We start from the raw sequence: 20,994 nt of genomic DNA, 5'->3' as shown, positions 1-20,994 counted from the left end.
ATTGTCTCCCAAAACCGGCTCGACCGCCCATTCAGGCCTGAACGGCACGGCAGTAGAGCCACGCCATGCGTGGCTTTCCTGGTCTCCAGGCACCTGCAAGTGCGCACCAACGGTGCGCACCCACCACAAGCAGGCAGAGGTCAGCGCCCTACCCTGCCTGCGGGAACAGCAGCATCGCGTCGCCGTAGCTGAAGAAGCGGTAGCGCTGCTCGATCGCGTGCTGGTAGGCCTCGAACACGCGCTCCTTGCCGGCGAACGCGGAGATCATCATCAGCAGCGTGCTTTCCGGCAGGTGGAAGTTGGTCACCATCGCGTCGACGCTGCGGATGCGGTAACCCGGGGTGATGAAGATCTGCGTTTCACCGGCAAACGGCAGCAGCTCGCCGTCGCGCATCGCGCTTTCCAGCGCGCGCACCACGGTGGTGCCGACGCCGATCACGCGGCCGCCGGCGGCGCGCGTGCGCCGCACCTGCTGCACCAGCTCGGCACCCACGTTCAGCCACTCGCGGTGCATCACGTGGTCCTTCAGGTCATCGGCACGCACCGGCTGGAAGGTGCCTGCACCCACGTGCAGGGTGACGTGCCCGAACTCCACGCCCTTGTCCTTCAGTGCGGCCAGCAGCGGTTCGTCGAAATGCAGGCCGGCGGTCGGCGCCGCCACCGCCCCCACTTCGCGCGCGAACACAGTCTGATAGCGCTCGCGGTCGTCCACGCCCGGCTCGCGCTGGATGTACGGCGGCAGCGGCAGGCGGCCGGCATGCAGCAGCCACTGTTCCAGCGATTCCGGCACATGGAACTGCAGTACGTAGAACTCGCCATCGCGGCCCAGCACCTCGGCTTCACCGCCGGCATCCAGCGCAATGCGGCTGCCGGCCTTCGGTGACTTGCTGGCGCCCACCTGGGCACGGGCCTGCTGGCCGCCCAGCAGGCGCTCGATCAGTATCTCCACGCGGCCGCCGCTGGCCTTATGCCCGAACAGGCGCGCCGGGATCACCCGGGTGTCGTTGAACACCAGCAGGTCGCCCGGCTGCAGCAGCGACGGCAGGTCGCGCACCTGCAGGTCGGTGAAGGCATCGGGCGCCGGCGGTACCAGCAGCAGGCGGCTTGCGGAACGTTCGGCCAGCGGGGCCTGCGCGATCAGTTCAGCCGGCAGGTCGTAATGGAAATCGGACTTCTTCAAGGCAGTGGGCGGCAACAGGTCGACAATGGCGCGCATTGTACGTCCAGCGTCTGCGAGCCGGCGTGCTTCGCGGCGAACGTCGCGGAAAATGCTGCTATGCAGCAGGTTTCTGCGGGGTTATCGCGCAAAAAAACAAGTGCTAGCATCGAGCCGGAAGTCCGCTGCACGAGCCTGCCCCCAAGCGCGCGTGATGACGCGCGTTTTGCTTTTGAAGACCCGTGCGACCCATTGTTTCAGGAGATCTGCAATGAGCTTCATCGAACGCCTCGCCCCCCTGCGCAGCCAGCCCGGCACCCGTCTCACCACCGGGCTGGACGATGCCACCCTGACCGCCCTGTCCGCCAACCACCCGCAGCTGATCGCCGCGGTGGACGCCGCTGCCGAGGAATTCGCGCGCGTGCAGGCCGACCTGGGGCCGCTGCTGGCGCAGGACGAACAGGCGCAGATCGACGCGATGCAGGACGGTTTCGTCAATTTCTATGCCGATGACGCGGTGACCCCGTACGTGGCACTGGCTGCGCGCGGCCCATGGGTGGTCACCCTGAAGGGCGCCGTGCTGTACGACGCCGGCGGCTACGGCATGCTCGGCTTCGGGCACGCCCCTGACGCCGTGCTGGAGGCGATGGCCCGCCCGCAGGTGATGGCCAACATCATGACCCCCAGCCTGTCGCAGCAGCGTTTCATCACCGCCCTGCGCGCCGAGATCGGCCACCGCCGTGGCGGCTGCCCGTTCGCCCGTTTCATGTGCCTGAATTCCGGTTCCGAAGCGGTTGGCCTGGCCGCGCGCATCGCCGACGTCAACGCCAAGCTGCAGACCGACCCGGGTGCGCGCCACGCTGGCGCTGCGATCAAGCGCGTGGTGGTCAAGGGCAGCTTCCATGGCCGTACCGACCGCCCTGCCCTGTATTCCGATTCCAGCCGCAAGAGCTACATGCAGCACCTGGCCAGCTACCGCGGTGAGGACTCGGTGATCACCGTGGCGCCGTACGACGAAGCCGGCCTGCGCAAGGTGTTCGAGGACGCCGCACGCAACCAGTGGTTCATCGAGGCGGTGTTCCTGGAACCGGTGATGGGCGAAGGCGATCCGGGGCGTTCGGTGCCGCCGTCGTTCTATGCCGTTGCCCGCGAACTGACCCGTGCCCACGGCAGCCTGCTGCTGCTCGACTCGATCCAGGCCGGCCTGCGCGCGCATGGCGTGCTGTCGGTGGTCGATTACCCGGGCTTCGAAGGCCTCGACCCGCCGGACATGGAGACCTATTCCAAGGCCCTCAACGCCGCGCAGTACCCGCTGTCGGTGCTGGCGGTGACCGAGCATGCCGCGCAGCTGTACCGCAAGGGCATCTATGGCAATACCATGACCAGCAACCCGCGTGCGCTGGACGTGGCCTGCGCCACCCTGGCCCAGCTGACCCCGCAGGTTCGCGCCAACATCGCCGAGCGTGGTGCCGAGGCCGTGCGCAAGCTTGAACAGCTGAAGAACGAGCTGGGCGGGCTGATCACTAAGGTGCAGGGCACCGGTCTGCTGTTCTCCTGCGAGCTGGCCCCGCAGTTCAAATGCTACGGCGCCAACTCCACCGAGGAATGGCTGCGCCAGCACGGCATCAACGTGATCCATGGCGGCGAAAACTCGCTGCGCTTCACCCCGCACTTCGGCATGGACAGCGAGGAGCTGGACCTGCTGGTGGGCATGGTCGGCCGCGCCCTGCGTGAAGGCCCGCGCCGCGAGCAGGCCGCTGCCGCGTAAGCCTGCTTGGCGTTTGTAGAGTCGAGCCGTGCTCGACTCGGCCTTTGCCGCGATCTGAACGAAGAGCAGCCGAGCATGGCTCGGCTCTACAGAAGGGCTCATAATCCAAGGACACCCCGTCCCCGACCGCCCTGCGGTTGGCGACGGGGCGTTTTCGTTTCCGGCCAAGAGACAGGAAGATCCATGAAATCGATCTGTGTGTACTGTGGTTCCAACGCTGGCAGCAAGCCGGCCTACACCGAACGCGCCATTGCCCTGGGTGACCGCATCGCCCGCGACGGCCTGCGCCTGGTGTATGGCGGCGGCAACGTCGGCCTGATGGGAACCGTGGCCAATGCCGTGCTCGCCGCTGGCGGCGAGGTGACCGGCGTGATCCCGCGCCAGCTGGCCGACTGGGAAGTGGCCCACCGTGGCCTGACCGAACTGGAGATCGTCGGTTCGATGCATGAGCGCAAGTCGCGCATGTTCGATCTTGCCGACGGTTTCGTCGCCCTGCCCGGCGGCTTCGGCACCATGGAAGAGATCTTCGAGATGCTGACCTGGCGCCAGCTGGGCATCGGCAACAAGCCATGCGCATTCCTCGATGTGGACGGCTTCTACGCCCCGCTGATCGGCATGATCGATCGCATGGTGGAAGAACGCTTCCTGCATCCGGACCAGCGCCAGGACCTGTGGTACGGCTCGGACATCGAAGAGATGCTGGAGTGGATGAAGAACTACCAGCCGGCCCAGGCCTCGAAGTGGATCGACGAGAAGCGCCGCGCCGCCCTGCGATGATGCGGCTGCACGCGGTGGCTCAGGCCGCCGCGTGCGCCCACGGCGCGGGCCGCCCCAGCAGGTAGCCCTGGCCGTAGTCACAGCCCAGTTCACGCAGGGTCTGCCGCTGCGCGTCGGTCTCGATGCCTTCGCCGATGGTCTCAATGCCCAGCGTGCGCGCCAGCGACAGCACGCCTTCCACCAGCGCCCGCGTACTCTGCACTTCCGGACCGTGCAGGCCGGCGATGAAGCTCTGGTCGATCTTCAGCGTGCTGATCGGGAAACGGTGCAGGTAGGACAGCGCGGAGAACCCGGTACCGAAATCGTCCAGCTGCACCTGGATGCCGCGCTCGCGCAGGCCCTGCAGGATACGCAGCGTGTGCGGGCCGTCGTCCAGCAACGCCACCTCGGTGATTTCCAGGCGCAGCCGGCGCGGATCGGCACCACAGCTGTCGAGCAGGCCGAACAGGCGATCACTGCCTCTGCCGAGCGGAAATGCCGGGGCGATACGTTCACCGAGACGTAGCCTTCGCCTCCCCGTGCCAGCCCCGCGATGACCTGCTCGTAGATCAGCCAGTCCACCTGTTCGATCAGGCCGCTCTCTTCACCCAGCTCCAGGAACGCGCCGGGCAGCAGCAGGCCACGGCGCTCATGCTGCCAGCGCAGCAGCGCCTCGTGACCGACCACTTCGCCGTCGGACAAGCGCACGATCGGCTGGTAGAACGGTACGAAATCGCGGTTGTTGATCGCACGGCGCAGATCGGCTTCCAGGTCCAGGCTGCGCATGGCTTCTTCGCGCATGTCCTCGTCGAAGATCGCACAGCGGTCATGGCCTTGCGCCTTGGCCCGGTACATGGCCGCATCCGCATCGCGCAGCAGCTCTTCTCCGGTGCGGTAGCGCGGATTCCACAGGGCAATGCCCAGGCTGCCGGACGGAAACAGTTCGCGCCCGGCGATCCACATCGATTCCTGCAACGCCAGCAGCAGCCGCTGGCCGAAATCCAGTGCCTGCGCCAAGCCCTGCGGGCACTGCAGCAGAACAGCAAACTCATCACCGCCGAGCCGGGCCACCACATCTTCGGTACCTGCCATCGACACGATGCGCTTGGCCACTTCCACCAGCATGCGGTCGCCGGCGGCATGGCCGATGCTGTCGTTGACCAGCTTGAAGCGGTCCAGATCGAGGAACAGCACGGCGAACACCGGTCCGCCCTCACGCTTGGCCAGCGCAAGTGAATCCTGCAGGCGATCCAGCAGGTGCAGGCGGTTGGGCAGGCCGGTCAGCGCATCGTGCATGGCCTGGTGGGTCAGGCGCTGCTCGGCACGCAGGCGCTCACCGATCTGCCCAAGCAGCTTTTCGTTGACCTCGGCCAGTTCGCGGGTGCGTTCCTCAACGCGCTTTTCCAGCTCGGCATGTGCCGAACGCAGCCGCTGCTGGTCGCGCTGGCGCGCAAGCCCGGTTCCGATGTTCTGCGCAACGAAGGTCAGCAGCCGCTGATCGTGCACGCTGAACGTGCTGTTCTCGCTGTAGCTCTGCACCACGATCGCACCCACCACCTCATCGTCGCGCAGCAACGGCACGCCCAGCCAGCAATGCGAGCGCGCGCCGGACTCGCGCACTTCACCACTGGCCAGCAGCGCATCGATCTGCGCGCGTGACGCCAGCAGCGGGCGCCGGTTGCGCACCACGTATTCGGTCAGGCCCCGGCTGAACGGCCGTGGCGCGCGGCTGGCATTGTGCTCGTCCACCGAATACACGAAGTCCAGGCCGTTGCCGGCCGGGTTGACCAGGGCGATGTAGAAATTGCGTGCGTCGAGCAGGCGCCCGACCACCCCATGCACCTGACCATAGAACTGGTCCAGGCTGTCGGCCGACATCGCCATCTCGGCGATGTTGTACAGCGCGGTCTGCAACTGTTCGGCACGGCGACGCTCGGCCACCTCATCCTGCAGGCTGCGGTTGGCGCGCTGCAGTTCCTGGGTGCGCCGCGCCACCTGCTGCTCCAGCCGCACCTGCGCCTGGCGCCGGTCCATCGCGGTCTGTACGTGCTGCGCAACGAAGCCCAGCAATGCGCGCTCGGCCTCGCCATAGCGGGCTGCCTGTTCATAGCTCTGAACCACGATGGCGCCGCAGACGCGGCCGTCGCGCAGCATCGGCACGCCCAGCCAGTCCAGGCTTTCGGGCCCACGCTGCGGGTCGTGCTCCTGTTCCATCACCTGCGCCAGCAGCCTGCGCGAGGGACCACTGAGCGGCTTGCCATGGCGCAACAGCGCCACGGTCAGGCTGCGCGGCATCTCGCTGGCGTCATGGCTCTGCGTGGGATCGGCGACGAAGTCATCGACCTGATCGGCGAAGTACAGGAAGCGGATCTGGTCGCGCACATCGTCGTATTCCACGATGTAGCAGTTCTCGGCATACATCAGCGTGCCCAGCACACCATGCACGTGGCGCAGCATCTCGGGCATTTCCAGGTCGGCACCGGCCAGATCTGCAATCTGGAACAGGGCCTGCTGCAGCCGTTCGGCCTCTTCCAGTGCCTTGATCTGGCCGGCCTGGCGGCCGCGCTGCAGCGCCAGCTCCATCGCCTGCCGGGCCAGCCCCCACCACGCGGGTGAAGGCACCGCGCCCGCAACCGACAGCAGCAGCCGCGCACCGTCATACTCCCAGCCGTGCTGGCCATCGCCGGTGGCGGGCTCCACGGACGCAGCGCTGTCAATCGCATCAGGCAAGGGCCAGCCCCCTCGGCCACTCCCCAGCTGCGGGTCGTCCCAGCCAACGCGGACCACGGCCGTTTCCGGCAAAAGCGCATGCAACGCGCGCACCAGCGCCGTGCTCAACACGGCCTCGTGTAGTGGCTCTTCCGCCGATTCAGCATGCGTGGACAAATGACAATCTCTTGGCGCCGTCTGTGCGTCGCCTCCCCTGAGCCGCCGAGCATAGCGCGCCACCCGGGGGGCAATGGAAGCCCGTAAACCCCGAATCGTGCGCCCGTACGTTTTTCGTGCTGTCCGTAGCTGCTTCCATGCCATGAACCTCGCCCTGCCCGCCCCTGCCACCGGCTATGCGCCACCGCCTGCAGGCCTTACCCTGTACGCCGTGGAAGCCAGCGCACTGCCAACCGATGAAGCCTTGATGCTGGCCTGGGCCGGTGGCGACCTGCGCGCGTTCGAAAGCCTGTATGGGCGCCACCGCAAGCGCCTGTTCGGCTTCCTGCTGCGGCAACTGCGCGACACCGCGCTGGCCGAGGAGATCTTCCAGGACGTCTGGCAGCGGGTGATCAGCGCCCGTGCCGGGTGGCAACCAGACGCGGCCTTCAGCACCTGGCTGTTCCGCATTGCCCACAACCGCCTGAACGACCATTGGCGCGCCGCCCGCCACCGCCCGGCTGCCCCGGCCGATGCCGATCTGCGCCTGGCCGCGATCGAGGATGGGCAGACCCCGGAAGGCGAGCTTTCCGAATTCGAACAACGTCGCCGCATCCAGCTGGCGATGGAACAACTGCCGCCTGAGCAGCGCGAAGTGCTGCAACTGCGGCTGGATCAGGAACTGAGCCTGGAGGAGATCGGCCAGATCACCGGCGTAGGCCGGGAAACCGTGAAATCGCGGCTGCGCTATGCGATGGACAAGCTGCGTGCGGGATTGAACGCATGAACCGAGACGAACCGCTGACGCCGGAAGAACGCGAGCTGGCCCGGCTGCTCGGCCGTCGCGCCGAGCAGGCTCCGCCCGCCGCACTGGACGCCGCCATCCTGGCCGCGGCCCGCGCTGCCGTGGACGCGCCGGCCGCCGATGCGGTCGCCTCTCCCGAGGCGCCGCGCACGCAGCGCACACGCCCGCGTTGGCCGGCGGTGTTCGGCATCGCCGCCTCGATGGTGTTTGCCATCGGCATCGCCTGGCAGCTGCGTCCGGAACCTCCGCCGGTTCCGGCCGGTGAGGCCGCTGTTGCTGCGGCACCGGCAGCGGCAGAAGACGTTGCGGCTGCCGATCAGGCCGCTGACCGCAGTGCAGCCGACAGCGCTGTGGCGGCCGCCGAACCAAGCGCTGCGCCCGCAGCACCCGAGGCCGCCCCTGTTGCCGCTGCCCCGGCACCGGCCATCGCACGCGCGCCCGAGCCGGCGCCGGCCCAGGCTGCACGATCGATGGCTGCGGATGCGGCCGCCGATACCGCCTTTGCGGCCCTTCCGCCAGCGCCGACGGCAGCACCGTCCGCAGCGCCGCCTGCGCCACCGGCACCCGCCGCCTACTCGGCACCGGCACCTGCACCGGCATTCGCGCCGGCAGCGTCCGGGGCACTGAAAGCACGCACGGCCGCGGCACCTGCACCGGCACCAGCAGCCAATGCCGCCGAGGTCGAGCGGGCGGAGGCGCTGGATCGGGTGGAGATCACCTCGATGAAGCGTGAGGCTCCCAGCCGTTCGGCTCCGGGCATCATGCGCCGCGGCAGCGATGCGGGCCTGAGCGCGGATACCGTGCAGGCCGAGGTGGACGCCGACGCGCGCCTGCCACGCCGGCAGTGGCTGCAGAAAATCCGCGAGCGCCGTGATCAGGACCAGCGCGACCTCGCCCGCGCCAGCCTGGAGCGCTACATCCAGCAATATCCGGAAGCGCGCCTGCCGCGCGACCTGCGCCCGCTGCTGGACGACTGAAACGGGCGGGGGTACCCGGCAACACCGTAGAATGGCGGGAATGCTCGATACCCTCGCCCAGCCCGTCAGCCACACGCTGGAAGTCAAACACAGCCGCTTCATCGCCCATGCCGCGCCGATCGACGGCGCCCCCGCAGCGCTGGCGTTCCTGCAACAGGTTGCCGTGGCCGACGCCACCCACAACTGCTGGGCCTACCGGCATGGCCAGGACTACCGCTCCAGCGATGATGGCGAGCCGGCAGGCACCGCCGGGCGGCCGATCCTGGCCGCGATCGACGGGCAGGGCTTCGATCGGGTGATGGTGGTGGTGACGCGCTGGTTCGGTGGCATCAAGCTCGGCGCCGGCGGCTTGGTCCGGGCGTACGGTGGCGCCGCCGCAGAATGCCTGCGCACCGCGCCGCGGCTGGCGCTGGTCGCCATGGCACGGCTGCAGCTGCAGGCCGGCTTCGAAGACCTGGGCACCCTGCATGCGGCCCTGCCGGCATTCGGCGCGGAGAAGCGCGATGAACAGTTCGACGCGAACGGGGTGTGCCTGCGGGTCGAATTGCCGGCCGATCAGGTCGACGCATTGAAAATCCGCCTGCGCGACGCCACTCGTGACCGTATCCGCATAGAAGACGACCACCAGGATGACTGACAAGGACGGCGCCCCCGCCTCGCCCCCGCCGCTGCGCCGCCTTGGCAGCCTGCGCACGCTATGGCCGTTCGTGCGCCGCCACAGTGGCCTGTTCACCGCTTGGCTGATGGCCCTGGCGGTGTCTTCGGCGGCCACGCTGAGCCTGCCGCCGGCGGTCAAGCAGATGATCGACCATGGCTTCAGCAGCGGCGGCCAGATCAACCGTGCCTTCGCCCTGCTGATGCTGGTGGCCGTGGTGCTGGCCCTGGCCACCGCCGCGCGCTTCTACTTCGTGTCGCTGCTGGGCGAAAAGGTCGTGGCTGACCTGCGCAGCCGCCTCTACGCACACCTCATCCAGCTCGGTGCCGGCTTCCATGACCGCAGCCGCAGCGGTGAGCTGGTCTCGCGCCTGACCGCCGACAGTGAGCTGCTGCGCAGCGTGGTCGGCTCGACCATGTCGGTGGCATTGCGCAGCAGCGTCACGGTGGTCGGCAGCCTGGCGATGCTGTTCGTCACCAGCCCGCGGCTGGCGGCGTGGTCGCTGCTGGGCATTCCGCTTGCGGTACTGCCGATCATCATCGGTGCGCGCAAGCTGCGCACCGTCGCGCGCAGCAGCCAGGACCGCATCGCCGATGCCAACAGCCTGGCCAGCGAGACCCTGGGCGCCGTAAGGACGGTACAGGCGCATGCACGCGAACCCTACGAGCGCGGCCGCTTCGACCATGCACTGGGCGATGCCATCAAGGCCGCCCGCCGCCGCATCGGTGCGCAGTCGCTGGTCACCGCCAGCGCCATCCTGCTGGTGTTCGGCGCCATCGTCGGCGTGCTGTGGCTGGGCGCGCACGATGTCATCGACGGCCGCCTCAGCGCAGGCACCCTTGGCCAGTTCGTGCTGTACGCGCTGATCGGTGGTGGCTCGGTCGGTGCGCTGGCCGAAGTCTGGAACGAACTGCAGCGCGCGGCCGGCGGCATGGGCCGCATCGGCGAACTGCTGCAGGAAGACATCGAGATCCGCGCGCCGGCGCAGCCGCACGTGCTGCCGCAGCCGCTGCGGGGCGAGATCCGGTTCGACGACGTGGTGTTCCATTACCCGCAGCGGCCGGACCAGGCGGCGCTGGACCATTTCAACCTGCACGTGCGCCCGGGCGAGACCGTGGCCCTGGTTGGCCCGTCCGGCGCAGGCAAGAGCACGGTGCTGTCGATGCTGCTGCGCTTCCACGATCCGGCCAGTGGCCGCATCTGCGTGGATGGCATCGACGTGCGCCAGGTCGACCCGGCCGAACTGCGCGGACAGCTGGCGCTGGTTTCGCAGCAGCCGACGCTGTTTGCCGCCAGCGCGCGCGACAACATCCGCTATGGCCGCCTGCAGGCCAGCGACAGCGAGGTGGAAGATGCCGCACGCGCCGCCGAGGCGGACGGATTCCTGCGCGCGTTGCCGCAGGGCTATGACAGTGAGCTGGGCGAGCGCGGCGCCCGCCTGTCCGGTGGCCAGCAGCAGCGTGTGGCGATTGCCCGCGCACTGCTGAAGGATGCGCCGATCCTGCTGCTGGACGAAGCCACCAGCGCGTTGGACGCGCAGAGCGAGCACAGCGTGCAGCAAGCGCTGGAACGCCTGATGACGGGCCGCACCACGCTGGTCATTGCCCACCGCCTGGCCACCGTGCTCAAGGCCGACCGCATCGTGGTGATGGACCAGGGCCGCATCGTCGCCGAGGGCACGCACGCGCAGCTGCTGGCCGAAGGCGGACTGTACGCTGAACTTGCACGCCTGCAGTTCATCGATTGATGACGTCCGCCTAACATCGGCGCGGCCAAGCTGGCCGCGCAACAGCAGCATCCGCTGAAGGAGGTGCACGATGTCGTTCCGTCAGTTCCCCGCCGTCGACAGCAACGGCGAAAGCCACATCATCATCGAGTTCAAGCCCGAGGCGAATGGCAGCGGGCACCATTCCGAAGCCACGCCACGCTACGAACTGGATGATGGACGGCCGCTGGTACGCGACGGCCGCGAGTTCACCACCAGTGGCGGTGAGCTGAGGCTGACGATCTGAGGTTCGCCGGGCATGGCCCGGCGCCACCGGATTTCGTACCGCTCCGCTCTGGTGGGTGTCGACCTTGGTCGACACGCCTTTTGCCAAAGGCGGTCGAGCATGGCTCGACCCTACAAAAAGCGTGATCAATTTTTGACCAAGCATCTTGACAGCCTTTGCTACCAAGGGCTGAGCGAGGTTATCCACACCTTTGCTCAGAAATCATCCACACCGCCTGTGGATGAATGTGCTCAGCCCAGCACCCGCCCGATGCCGCTGGCGTCCACTTCGGCGGCCGCACGGCTGATCGACCCCGGATCGCTGCCGGCCACGAACCCGATCCGGAAATGCACTTCGCCGCCAGGCGTGCGCGAGGAATGGATCGAGGCCAGGCTGATGCGGTGCTGCTCGAACACGTTCAGCAGCTCACGCAGTGAGCCCGGCCGGTCTTCCGGCAGGTGCACCGACAACGCATTGCGCTCGGTCAGGTCAGCCAGCAGATAGCCTACGCGTTCAAAGGTGTAGTTGCCCGCAGCCAGTGCCTGCTCGCCGAAGGCACTGCGGTTGGCCGACAGCAGCTGCTCACGGAATGCACTGCGTGCAGTGTCGTCGCCCTGCCCGACCTGGGCCTGCAGGGCCTGCAGCTGGCCGACCAAGCGCTCCAGCATCGGCGCCACGTACGGGTTGCCGAACTGGATGTCCTCGTAGATCGCGGGGTTCAGCGACAGGATGCGCGAGATGATCGCCGTATCCAGTTCGAACGATGCCGACCGGTACGGCATCATCGCGGCCAGGTCGCCCAGCTGCGGCTGGTATTGGCGCAGCACGCCGGCCTGGGCCAGGTGGGTGGCATGCACCATCGCCTGTACCAGCGCCATCATCTGGTCGTGATGCTGTGGCGTGGCCCGCACGCACTCAGCCTGCAACGCCGTGCACAGCGAATCGACCCATGGCTGCCAGTGCCGCAGCCGCGCTTCGCAGACCACCATCACCCGACCCTTCAGTGTCGGCGCTTTCGGTGGCGCGGTCATCGGGTGCAGCCCGACCACCTCGGCCTGCGAGGCCAGCATCGCCTGCACCGGTGCCTCCTTCACCGAGGTCACGTCCAGCCACAGCCGGTCCTGCTCGCGGCCGGCCGACTGCCGCACGTACTCGGCGATCAACGCGGGCGTATGCCGGATCGGCGCTGAGAACACCAGCACATCGGCCTGCGCGAGCAGCTGTTCCGGCGTATGCGAGCCCGGATCAGCCGGATCATGGCCGATGACCCGCAGCTGCATGTGCTGCTGGAAGAAGCGGGTCAGCCAGCGCCCGTAGGCGCCTGCACTTCCGACGATGCCGACCGTGCGCGGCGTGCGTTCGAGCAGGCCGCTCATGCCACGCGTTCGGCGCGGAAGCGCGTCCCCTCGGCCAGCGCGGCAGGCGCTGCAGCGATCACGTCGAATTCTTCGAAGCCGTTGTCCAGGGTCGCCTCCAGGGCCGCGTGGGTGCCGGCAATCGCACGCGAGATCGCCTGCTGCATCGATTCGTCGCGCAGCAGGAACGACACCACCAGCGACATCAGCACATCACCCGTACCAGCCACGTCCACCGGCAGCAGGGGCGAGGTCCAGCGCCAGGTCTCCTCGCGGCCGACAGCCAGGGTCACCAGTTCACCCGGGGTGCCGCCCACGCTGTGCGCGATCACCCAGTGCGGGCCACGATCCAGCAGCGTGCGTGCGGCGGCGATGGCATCGGCCTCGGCGAGCGCCGGCATGCCGGTGAGGCGATTGAGTTCAAAGGCGTTCGGGGTCACCAGCCAGGCATGCGGCAGCAGGCGCTCGGCGAAGATCGCTTCCAGGCCCGGTTCCACGTAGGGGCCGGTATGGGTATCACCAATCACCGGATCCAGGCAGTAACGCAGCTGCGGGCAGGCCGGCAGGATGTCATCCAGCCAGTCGGCGAAGGCCGCACCGTTGGCGGTACTGCCGAAGTAGCCGGACACCAGCATCTTCGCCCGCTGCGGCAGGCCGCGCTCGTGGGTGCCCAGCAGCAGGTCGGCGAACCAGTCGGCGGGCAGCACGCGACCGCGCGTGGTGTCGTAGAACGGCGCGTTGCTGAGCAACACGGTCGGAATTTCTGCTACGCGCACGCCGAGAGCGCGCATCGGCGGCACGGCGGCGCTGTTGCCGGCGTGGCCGTAGACAAGTTGCGACTGGACCGAGATGACATCGATCGGCGACGGGCCGTCGGGCCGCTGGCGGCGGCCGTGGACCAGGTGGTTATCAAGGGATTCGCTCATGGCCGCATTCTACGCCCGGTGGGGGGTTCGGCAGGGCTTGCAGCCCTGCGCCTGCAGAATCAACGTCAACATCAAAAGCCAGAGCGGGCTATCCGTGGGATGGCGGGGCGGTGTGGGCGTGCGGGGACGCCGCAAGTACGTCCTTGTAGGCTTGGCAGCGGCATCCATGCCGCTGACACCCCGCACGCCGACGCCGCCCCGCCTTCGACAGGTTCACGCGGCTGTTGGTAACTGCGGCTGTTGTTGCGCGCTGTTGGCAGGTGTCGACCTTGGTCGACACATCTGTCAGATATCGAATGAGTCATCCACGCATAGCGTGGATCTACCGTGTCGACCGAGGTCGACACCTACCAGAGCAGTAAGCCGTTCCGGCAGATCACGGAAAACTGTCGAAGGCGGGGTGGGTCCGGTTGCAGGGGTGTCCGCGGCATGGATGCCGCGGCCAAGCCCCCAGGGATGGGTTAACGGCGTCCCCTGCAACCGGACCCACCCCGCCAATCCACGGATAGCGCGCTTCGGCTGTTGCCGTTGCCTCTGCGGGTGCAGGGCTGCAAGCCCTGCAAGCCAAAACCCCTCAGTGAGCAGCAGGCCGCGACGGCGGCAGCCACGCCGCCACGATGCCAAGCAGCGGCAGGAACGCAGTCAACTGGTAGACGTACTCGATGCTGGTCTTGTCCGCCAGCAGGCCGAGCACGGCAGCACCCAGTCCACCCATACCGAACGCAAAGCCGAAGAACAGGCCGGACACCATGCCGATGCGGTGCGGCATCATCTCCTGGGCATAGACCACGATGGCCGAGAACGCCGAGGACAGCACGAAACCGATCAGCACCGCCAGCACCGTGGTCCAGAACAGATCGGCATGCGGCAGCATCAGTGCGAACGGTGCAACGCCCAGGATCGAGGTCCAGATGATCGGCTTGCGGCCGATGCGATCGCCCAGCGGGCCACCGAGGAAGCCGCCGGCGGCGGACGCCACCAGGAATGCGAACAGATGCAGCTGCGCCTGTGCCACCGGAATGCCGAAATGGTGGATCAGGTAGAAGGTGAAGTAGCTGCCGATGCTGGCCATGTAGAAGTATTTGCTGAAGATCAGCACCAGCAGGATCGCCAGCACCTTGGCCACGGTGCGCGGCGGATGGCGCGGCGCCATCGAGGCGGTGCTGGCCGGGCGCGGGGTGCCCAGGTGCAGCGCGTACCAGCGGCCGACATAGGTCAGCAGTGCAATGCCGATCAGCGCGGCGCCGGCAAACCAGGACGCGGCATGCTGGCCATGCGGCACGATCACGGCTGCAGCAATCAGTGGGCCGAGCGCGGTACCGAAATTGCCACCCACCTGGAACACCGACTGCGCGAAGCCATGGCGGCCACCCGAGGCCAGCCGCGCAATGCGCGATGCTTCCGGATGAAAAATGGCCGAACCAATGCCGACCATCGCCGCAGCCATCAGCACCACCGCATAGTTCGGCGCGAAGCCGAGCAGCAGCATGCCGCACAGGGTCGAGGCCATGCCGATCGGCAGCGAGTACGGCGCCGGGCGACGGTCGGTGGCGGCGCCAACCAGTGGCTGGAAGATCGAAGCGGTCAGCTGGTAGGTCAGCGTGATCAGGCCGATCTGGGTGAAGCTCAGGTTGAAGCCGCCCTTGATCACTGGATAGATGGCCAGGATCAGCGACTGCATCATGTCGTTGACGACATGCGAGGTGGAAATAGCTGCCAGCACACCGGGAGCCACCGGACGTGAGGTCGTTGCGGGAGAAGCCAAGGCGGACATGGACGCAGTCAGGTTGGGGGCGAGTCACGCATGCTACGGTTGCCCTCCCCTCCCTTCTGCCGCGTTCGGGTCATGGCCTATCGCAAAAAGGACATTGCCGGCGATGTCGACCCGGCTGCGCCGTGGCGTGATGTGCCACTGCATCGTCCGGTCACCTACCGGGTTACCCAGTACCCGGCAGGCACCCATATCGCAGGCCACAAGCACCAGCGCCACCAGCTGGTCTATGCCATCTCGGGGCTGATGGTGGTGCGCTCGGAAGTCGGTCGCTGGGTCGTGCCCTCCACCCGTGCGATCTGGATGCCGGCGGGCATGGTGCACGCGGTGGACTGCATTGCCGCCGTGCACATGCGCAGCCTGTACATCGATCCGTCGTTCGCCCCGCAGTTGCCGGCCGAACCGTTCGCGGTACAGGTGGCACCGCTGCTGCGCGAACTGCTGCAGGCAGCCACCCTGATCAAGGGCGAGCACATCGAAGACAGCCGCGATGGCCGCGTGGTGCGCCTGCTGCTGGACGAACTGCATCGCATGGACGTACTGCCGCTGCACCTGCCCTCGCCCACCGACCCGCGCCTGCAGCGGATCTGCCAGCACATCCAGAAGCACCCCGGCGACGACGCCACGCTGCAGGACTGGGCACAGGCGCTGCAGGTGGACGTGAAAACCATCCAGCGCCACTTCGCCCACGAGCTGGGCATGACCTTCGGCCAGTGGCGACAGCAGGCGCGACTGCTGGCCGCATTGGAGCGGCTGGCGGTCGGCGACAAGGTCATCGATGTCGCGCTGGCGATGGGCTACGACAGCCCCAGCGCGTTCACCAGCATGTTCAAGCGCCAGCTGGGGCAGACGCCGGCGGCGTTTTTCCGCTGATCGCAAACGAAAACGCCGGGCATGGCCCGGCGCTGCCGCTCAACGCTTCGGTTGAAAAACTCAGGACGTCATCCGGTCCCAGAAGCCCTTCACGCCATCCATGAAGGTGGCCGACTTCGGCGAATGCTTGCGTGCTTCCTCGCCGACGAAGGTGGCTTCGAACTGTTCCAGCAGCTTGCGCTGCTCAGGGGTGAGGTTGACCGGAGTCTCCACCACCACGCGGCAGTACAGGTCGCCCTCGCTGCGGCTGCGCACCGAACGCACGCCCTTGCCGCGCAGGCGGAACAGCTTGCCGGTCTGGGTCTCGGCCGGAATGCGGATCTCCGCTTCGCCGCCGAGGGTGGCCACGCGCACGGTGTCACCCAGTGCCGCCTGCGAGATGCGGATCGGCACTTCGCAGTGCAGGTCGTCGCCATCGCGCTGGAAGATCGCATGCTCGCGCACGCGCACTTCCACGTACAGGTCGCCCGGTGGCGTACCGGCCGGACCGGCTTCGCCCTCGCCCTGCAGGCGGATGCGGTCGCCGGTATCGACGCCGGCCGGCACCTTCACCGACAGCACCTTGTCTTCCTCGACACGGCCGTTGCCGTGGCAGGTCTTGCAGGGCTTGGCGATGATCTGGCCACGGCCGCCGCAGTTGTGGCAGGCCTGCTGCATGGCGAAGATGCCGCGCTGGATGCGCACCTGGCCGCGGCCATGGCACACATTGCAGGTTTCGACCTTGCCGTCTTCCGAGCCACTGCCATCGCAGTCGCCGCACTCGGCCAGGGTCGGAATCTCGATGCGGCGCTCGACGCCGCGCACGGCTTCTTCCAGGTCCAGCTCCATCACGTAGCCGATATCGGCGCCGCGACGCGCCTGGCGCGGACCACCGCCACCGCCGCCAAAGATGTTGCCGAAGATATCGCCGAAGATATCGTTCATGTCCGGGCCGCCCGGCCCGCCGCCGCCCATGCCGTGCTCGAACGCCGCGTGGCCATGGCTGTCGTACATGCGGCGCTTGTTGCCGTCGGACAGCACTTCGTAGGCTTCCTTGCACTCCTTGAAGGAGGCTTCGGCCGCCACATCACCCGGGTTGCGGTCCGGGTGGAACTTCATCGCGCAGCGACGGTACGCCTTCTTCAGCTCGTCGTCGGTGGCGGTGCGGGCAACGCCCAGCACTTCGTAATAATCGCGCTTGCTCATATCGTGGATCTGGTTCCGGAAAGTCGGGATTCGTCAAAGCGGAAGAGCGGAACCAGGTCCGCTCTTGCGTCGGGCGCCCCGACACGCCGGTGGGCGGTCAGGACCCTGATGCGACAACGGGACGCTGGTGGCCAGCGTCCCGTGTCGGTCCGGATCAGGACTTCTTGTCGTCCTTGACTTCGGTGAACTCGGCGTCGACCACGTCGTCCTGCGCCTTGCCGGCATTGCCGGCGTCGGCACCCGGGGCACCGCCCTGGTCGGCCGAAGCAGCGGCGAACAGCGACTGGCCAGCTTCTTCCAGTGCCTTCGACTTGGCTTCGATCTGTGCCTTGTCGTCACCCTTCATCGCGGTTTCCAGGTCGGCCAGGGCCGCCTCGACCTTGCCGATGACATCGCCGCCGACCTTGCTGCCGTGCTCGGTGATGGCGCTGCGGGTACCGTGGATCAGGGCGTCGGCCTGGTTGCGGGCCTGCACCAGTTCCTGGAACTTCTTGTCTTCTTCGCGGTTGGCTTCCGCGTCGGCGACCATGCGCGCGATCTCTTCCTCGGACAGGCCCGAACCGGCCTTGATCTCGACCTTCTGTTCCTTGTTGGTCTTCTTGTCCTTGGCCGACACGTGCAGGATGCCGTTGGCGTCGATGTCGAAGGACACTTCCACCTGCGGCAGGCCACGCGGGGCCGGCTCGATGCCGGACAGGTCGAACTTGGCCAGCGACTTGTTGAAGCGGGCCTGTTCGCGCTCACCCTGCAGCACGTGCACGGTCACGGCCGACTGGTTGTCCTCGGCGGTGGAGAACACCTGCGAGGCCTTGGTCGGGATGGTGGTGTTCTTCTCGATGATCTTGGTGAACACGCCGCCCATGGTCTCGATGCCCAGCGACAGCGGGGTCACGTCCAGCAGCAGCACGTCCTTGACGTCGCCGCCCAGCACGCCGCCTTGGATCGCAGCACCCAGTGCCACGGCTTCGTCCGGGTTGACGTCCTTGCGCGGTTCCTTGCCGAAGAACTCGGTCACCGCCTGCTGCACCTTCGGCATGCGGGTCTGACCGCCGACCAGGATCACTTCGCTGATGTCGCTCGAACGCAGGCCGGCATCGTTCAGGGCGACGCGGCACGGCTCGATCGACTTCTTGATCAGGTCGTCCACCAGGGCTTCCAGCTTGGCGCGGGTCAGCTTGATGTTCAGGTGCTTCGGACCCGACGCGTCAGCGGTGACGTACGGCAGGTTCACTTCGGTCTGCTGGGCGCTGGACAGCTCGATCTTGGCGCGCTCGGCAGCATCCTTCAGGCGCTGCAGGGCCAGCGGATCCTTGCGCAGGTCGATGCCCTGGTCCTTGTTGAACTCTTCAACCAGGTACTCGATGACGCGGTTGTCGAAGTCTTCGCCACCCAGGAAGGTGTCGCCGTTGGTGGCCAGCACTTCGAACTGCTTTTCACCGTCGACGTTGGCGATCTCGATCACCGAGACGTCGAAGGTGCCGCCGCCCAGGTCGTACACCACGATCTTGCGATCCTTGTTGTCGCCCTTGTCCAGGCCATAGGCCAGCGCGGCCGCGGTCGGCTCGTTGATGATGCGCTTGACGTCCAGGCCGGCGATGCGGCCGGCGTCCTTGGTTGCCTGGCGCTGGCTGTCGTTGAAGTAGGCCGGCACGGTGATGACCGCTTCGGTGACCTTCTCACCGAGGAAGTCCTCGGCGGTCTTCTTCATCTTTTCCAGCACCTTGGCCGAGATTTCCTGCGGAGCCATCTTCTTGCCGTCGCTGGTGGCCACCCAGGCGTCGCCATTGTCATGGGCCAGGATGCTGTACGGGACGTGCGCGATGTCCTTCTGCACTTCGGCGTCGGTGAACTTGCGGCCGATCAGGCGCTTCACCGCGTAGAAGGTGTTCTTCGGGTTGGTCACGGCCTGGCGCTTGGCCGAGGCACCGACCAGGACTTCGCCGTCCTTGGTGTAGGCGACGATCGACGGGGTGGTGCGATCGCCTTCCGAATTCTCGATGACGCGGGCCTTGCCGCCGTCCATGATCGCCACGCACGAGTTGGTGGTGCCGAGGTCGATACCAATGATCTTGCCCATGGGGGAGACTCCTGAGGATGCTTGTTGGTGTCAGTCCGGCCGTTCGGCCGGTGGATGAATACGATGTGGGGGAGGCTCGTGGAACATTCAAGCCATCTCCCGAACGCTGTGTTCAGCGCCTGGAAAACCTTGCCAGGCATGGCCTGGCACAACCGGGACCGGGCAAAGCCCGGCCTGGTCCATCAATCGGCGGCCACCACCACCAGCGCCGGCCGCAGCAGGCGCTCGTTGAGCAGGTAGCCCTTCTGGAACACGGTCACCACGCTGCCCGGGGCGGCGCCCGGCGTCGGCACCTGGCTGATGGCCTGGTGGTGTTCCGGGTTGAACGGCTGGCCGATCGGATCCAGCAGGACCAGTCCGTTGTCGGCGGCCACCTTCAGCAGCTGCTTGTAGGTCAGCTCCAGGCCTTCGCGCAGCGGGTGCGGGTCGTCGCCGGCGGCCTTCAGGCCGGCATCCAGGCTGTCGAACACGGGGAGCAGATCGCCCAGCAGCTTCTCGTTGGCGAACTTGCGGGCCTGTTCGATGTCACGGGCAACGCGCTTGCGCTGGTTCTCCAGGTCGGCGCGCTCACGCAGGGCATCGGCCTTGACCTGTTCGATTTCGGCGCGCAGGCGCTCGACTTCGTCGTTGACGCCGGCGGTGGCGGCCGCATCGGCGGCACTCTGCTGGGATTCGATATCTGGCTGTTCGTGGTTCATGTCTGGGTCCCTGGCGGTCAATCTCCGCCTCCACCCACCCTAGTGTGGGCGGGATGCTGCGTTTCAAGCGTCGGATGTTCCCGGCGGGCGGCCGGCTGGCGAAAACGCCGCGCCCAGTACATCGGCGGTAGCCTGGACCAGCGGGATCACGCGGTCGTAGGCCATCCGCTTGGGGCCGATCACCCCCAGCACGCCCAGCACTTGGCCATTGGCCGTGTAAGGGGCAGTGACCAGCGAGACGCCCTGCAGCGGCATCATCCCGGTCTCCTCGCCGATGAAGATGCGCACGCCGGGCGCCTGGATGGTCCGCTCCAGCAGCTGCAGGATCTCCCGCTTGCTGGAGAACAGCTCGAACAGCTCGCGCAGGCGCTCCAGGTCGGACAGGTCCTGCACCCCCATCAGGCGGGTCTGGCCGGCCACCAGCATGTCGTCGGCAGCCGGCTGCAGGGCCTGTTCGGCCAGCTCGATGCTGTGCGCCAGCAGCTGTTCCAGCTCGGAGCGGGCATCGCGCAGTTCCAGCAGCAGTCGGGTGCGGATCTCGGCCATCGGCAGGCCGGCGAAATGGGCATTGAGATAGTTCGCGACCTGCTCCAGCTGACCCGGCGCAAACTCCTGCCGGGTCTCGATGACGCGGTTCTGCACCTCGTTGTCGGCAAACACCAGGATCGCCAGCACCCGGCGCCCGTCCAGCGCCACGAAGTCGATCTGGCGGAAGGCGAACTGCTCGCGTCGCGGCGCGCTGACCACGCCGACGAAGTGGCTCATCGCCGACAACAGCTCCGAGGCGCTGCCGAGCAGGGCCTGGGTGCTGCCGCCGCCAGCCAGTTCCTGGCGCAACCGGGCCAGCTCGCCTTCGCCCGGCGGCTGCATCTGCAGCAGGCTGTCGACGAAGACCCGGTAGCCATGTGCCGTCGGGACGCGCCCGGCGGAGGTGTGCGGCGAGGCCAGCAGCCCCAGGTCTTCCAGGTCACCCAGGATGTTGCGTATGGTCGCCGGACTGACCTCCAGCCCGGCCACGCGCGCCAGCGTCTGCGAGCCGACCGGCTCACCGTCCTGGATGTAACGCGCGATCAGCGTGCGCAGCAGATGGCGCGCACGCGGGGCAAGCTGGTCGGGAGAACCGTGCATGGAATCAA

General features: G+C 67.3%; 16 protein-coding genes and 1 pseudogene. 8 read left to right on the top strand and 9 right to left on the bottom strand.

Annotated features, from left to right (window positions below; genetic code table 11):
* Positions 1–148: 148 nt before the first annotated feature.
* Positions 149–1,216 (bottom strand): tRNA preQ1(34) S-adenosylmethionine ribosyltransferase-isomerase QueA, encoded by a 1,068-nt coding sequence (gene queA / locus CKW06_RS10415; protein WP_024958290.1) that lies wholly within the window; start codon positions 1,214–1,216, stop codon positions 149–151.
* A gap of 211 nt (positions 1,217–1,427) precedes the next feature.
* Between queA and CKW06_RS10410 the strand changes: the two genes are divergently transcribed.
* Positions 1,428–2,924 carry an aminotransferase class III-fold pyridoxal phosphate-dependent enzyme gene (locus CKW06_RS10410; protein ID WP_012479926.1) on the top strand — a complete coding sequence of 499 codons (1,497 nt, stop codon included), beginning with the start codon at positions 1,428–1,430 and terminating at the stop codon, positions 2,922–2,924.
* 183 nt (positions 2,925–3,107) lie between these two features.
* On the top strand, positions 3,108–3,701 hold the full coding sequence (locus CKW06_RS10405; RefSeq protein ID WP_005409253.1) for an LOG family protein: 594 nt from the start codon (positions 3,108–3,110) through the stop codon (positions 3,699–3,701).
* Positions 3,702–3,720: 19 nt separating this feature from the next.
* Here the strand turns inward: CKW06_RS10405 and CKW06_RS10400 are convergent.
* Positions 3,721–6,566, bottom strand: a pseudogene (locus tag CKW06_RS10400) (bifunctional diguanylate cyclase/phosphodiesterase).
* Positions 6,567–6,813: 247 nt separating this feature from the next.
* Here CKW06_RS10400 and CKW06_RS10395 point away from each other — a divergent pair.
* From CKW06_RS10395 to CKW06_RS10375, 5 genes are all read left to right on the top strand, one after another.
* On the top strand, positions 6,814–7,332 hold the full coding sequence (locus CKW06_RS10395) for an RNA polymerase sigma factor (protein ID WP_229295586.1): 519 nt from the start codon (positions 6,814–6,816) through the stop codon (positions 7,330–7,332).
* Positions 7,329–8,327, top strand: coding sequence for a hypothetical protein (locus CKW06_RS10390; RefSeq protein ID WP_024958289.1), 999 nt, complete (start codon positions 7,329–7,331; stop codon positions 8,325–8,327). Before CKW06_RS10395 ends, CKW06_RS10390 begins: the two co-directional genes overlap by 4 nt.
* Before the next feature lie 40 nt (positions 8,328–8,367).
* Complete coding sequence (locus CKW06_RS10385; RefSeq protein ID WP_024958288.1) at positions 8,368–8,964, top strand: IMPACT family protein; 597 nt, start codon at positions 8,368–8,370, stop codon at positions 8,962–8,964.
* Entirely contained in the window at positions 8,957–10,729 is a 1,773-nt protein-coding gene (locus CKW06_RS10380; protein ID WP_024958287.1) for an ABC transporter transmembrane domain-containing protein, read from the top strand. The genes CKW06_RS10385 and CKW06_RS10380 overlap by 8 nt, the downstream gene beginning before the upstream one ends.
* A 70-nt stretch (positions 10,730–10,799) precedes the next feature.
* A complete protein-coding gene (locus CKW06_RS10375) occupies positions 10,800–10,994 on the top strand; it encodes a hypothetical protein (RefSeq protein ID WP_005409247.1) in 195 nt (64 codons plus the stop codon).
* Positions 10,995–11,224: 230 nt separating this feature from the next.
* On the opposite strand, the gene CKW06_RS10370 is transcribed toward CKW06_RS10375, so the two are convergent.
* The 3 genes from CKW06_RS10370 to CKW06_RS10360 form a co-directional block, all read right to left on the bottom strand.
* Complete coding sequence (locus tag CKW06_RS10370) at positions 11,225–12,349, bottom strand: prephenate dehydrogenase (protein ID WP_024958286.1); 1,125 nt, start codon at positions 12,347–12,349, stop codon at positions 11,225–11,227.
* Positions 12,346–13,254 (bottom strand): pyridoxal kinase, encoded by a 909-nt coding sequence (gene pdxY / locus CKW06_RS10365; protein ID WP_005409245.1) that lies wholly within the window; start codon positions 13,252–13,254, stop codon positions 12,346–12,348. Before pdxY ends, CKW06_RS10370 begins: the two co-directional genes overlap by 4 nt.
* Before the next feature lie 574 nt (positions 13,255–13,828).
* A complete protein-coding gene (locus tag CKW06_RS10360) occupies positions 13,829–15,028 on the bottom strand; it encodes an MFS transporter (protein ID WP_012479919.1) in 1,200 nt (399 codons plus the stop codon).
* Between the two features lie 72 nt (positions 15,029–15,100).
* Between CKW06_RS10360 and CKW06_RS10355 the strand changes: the two genes are divergently transcribed.
* Positions 15,101–15,898 carry an AraC family transcriptional regulator gene (locus CKW06_RS10355; RefSeq protein ID WP_024958282.1) on the top strand — a complete coding sequence of 266 codons (798 nt, stop codon included), beginning with the start codon at positions 15,101–15,103 and terminating at the stop codon, positions 15,896–15,898.
* Between the two features lie 60 nt (positions 15,899–15,958).
* Here the strand turns inward: CKW06_RS10355 and dnaJ are convergent, their stop codons facing one another.
* The 4 genes from dnaJ to hrcA form a co-directional block, all read right to left on the bottom strand.
* Positions 15,959–17,083 carry a molecular chaperone DnaJ gene (gene dnaJ, locus CKW06_RS10350; RefSeq protein ID WP_024958281.1) on the bottom strand — a complete coding sequence of 375 codons (1,125 nt, stop codon included), beginning with the start codon at positions 17,081–17,083 and terminating at the stop codon, positions 15,959–15,961.
* A 154-nt stretch (positions 17,084–17,237) separates the two neighbouring features.
* Positions 17,238–19,160 (bottom strand): molecular chaperone DnaK, encoded by a 1,923-nt coding sequence (gene dnaK, locus CKW06_RS10345; RefSeq protein WP_005409241.1) that lies wholly within the window; start codon positions 19,158–19,160, stop codon positions 17,238–17,240.
* Between the two features lie 182 nt (positions 19,161–19,342).
* Complete coding sequence (grpE, locus tag CKW06_RS10340; RefSeq protein WP_005409240.1) at positions 19,343–19,858, bottom strand: nucleotide exchange factor GrpE; 516 nt, start codon at positions 19,856–19,858, stop codon at positions 19,343–19,345.
* A gap of 63 nt (positions 19,859–19,921) precedes the next feature.
* Positions 19,922–20,986 (bottom strand): heat-inducible transcriptional repressor HrcA, encoded by a 1,065-nt coding sequence (hrcA, locus tag CKW06_RS10335; protein WP_005409239.1) that lies wholly within the window; start codon positions 20,984–20,986, stop codon positions 19,922–19,924.
* Positions 20,987–20,994 lie beyond the last annotated feature (8 nt).

Origin of the sequence: Stenotrophomonas maltophilia, from assembly GCF_900186865.1 — a bacterium.
In the GTDB taxonomy this organism is placed as follows: Bacteria; Pseudomonadota; Gammaproteobacteria; order Xanthomonadales; family Xanthomonadaceae; genus Stenotrophomonas; species Stenotrophomonas maltophilia.
This window is presented reverse-complemented; position numbering and strand designations above follow the sequence as displayed.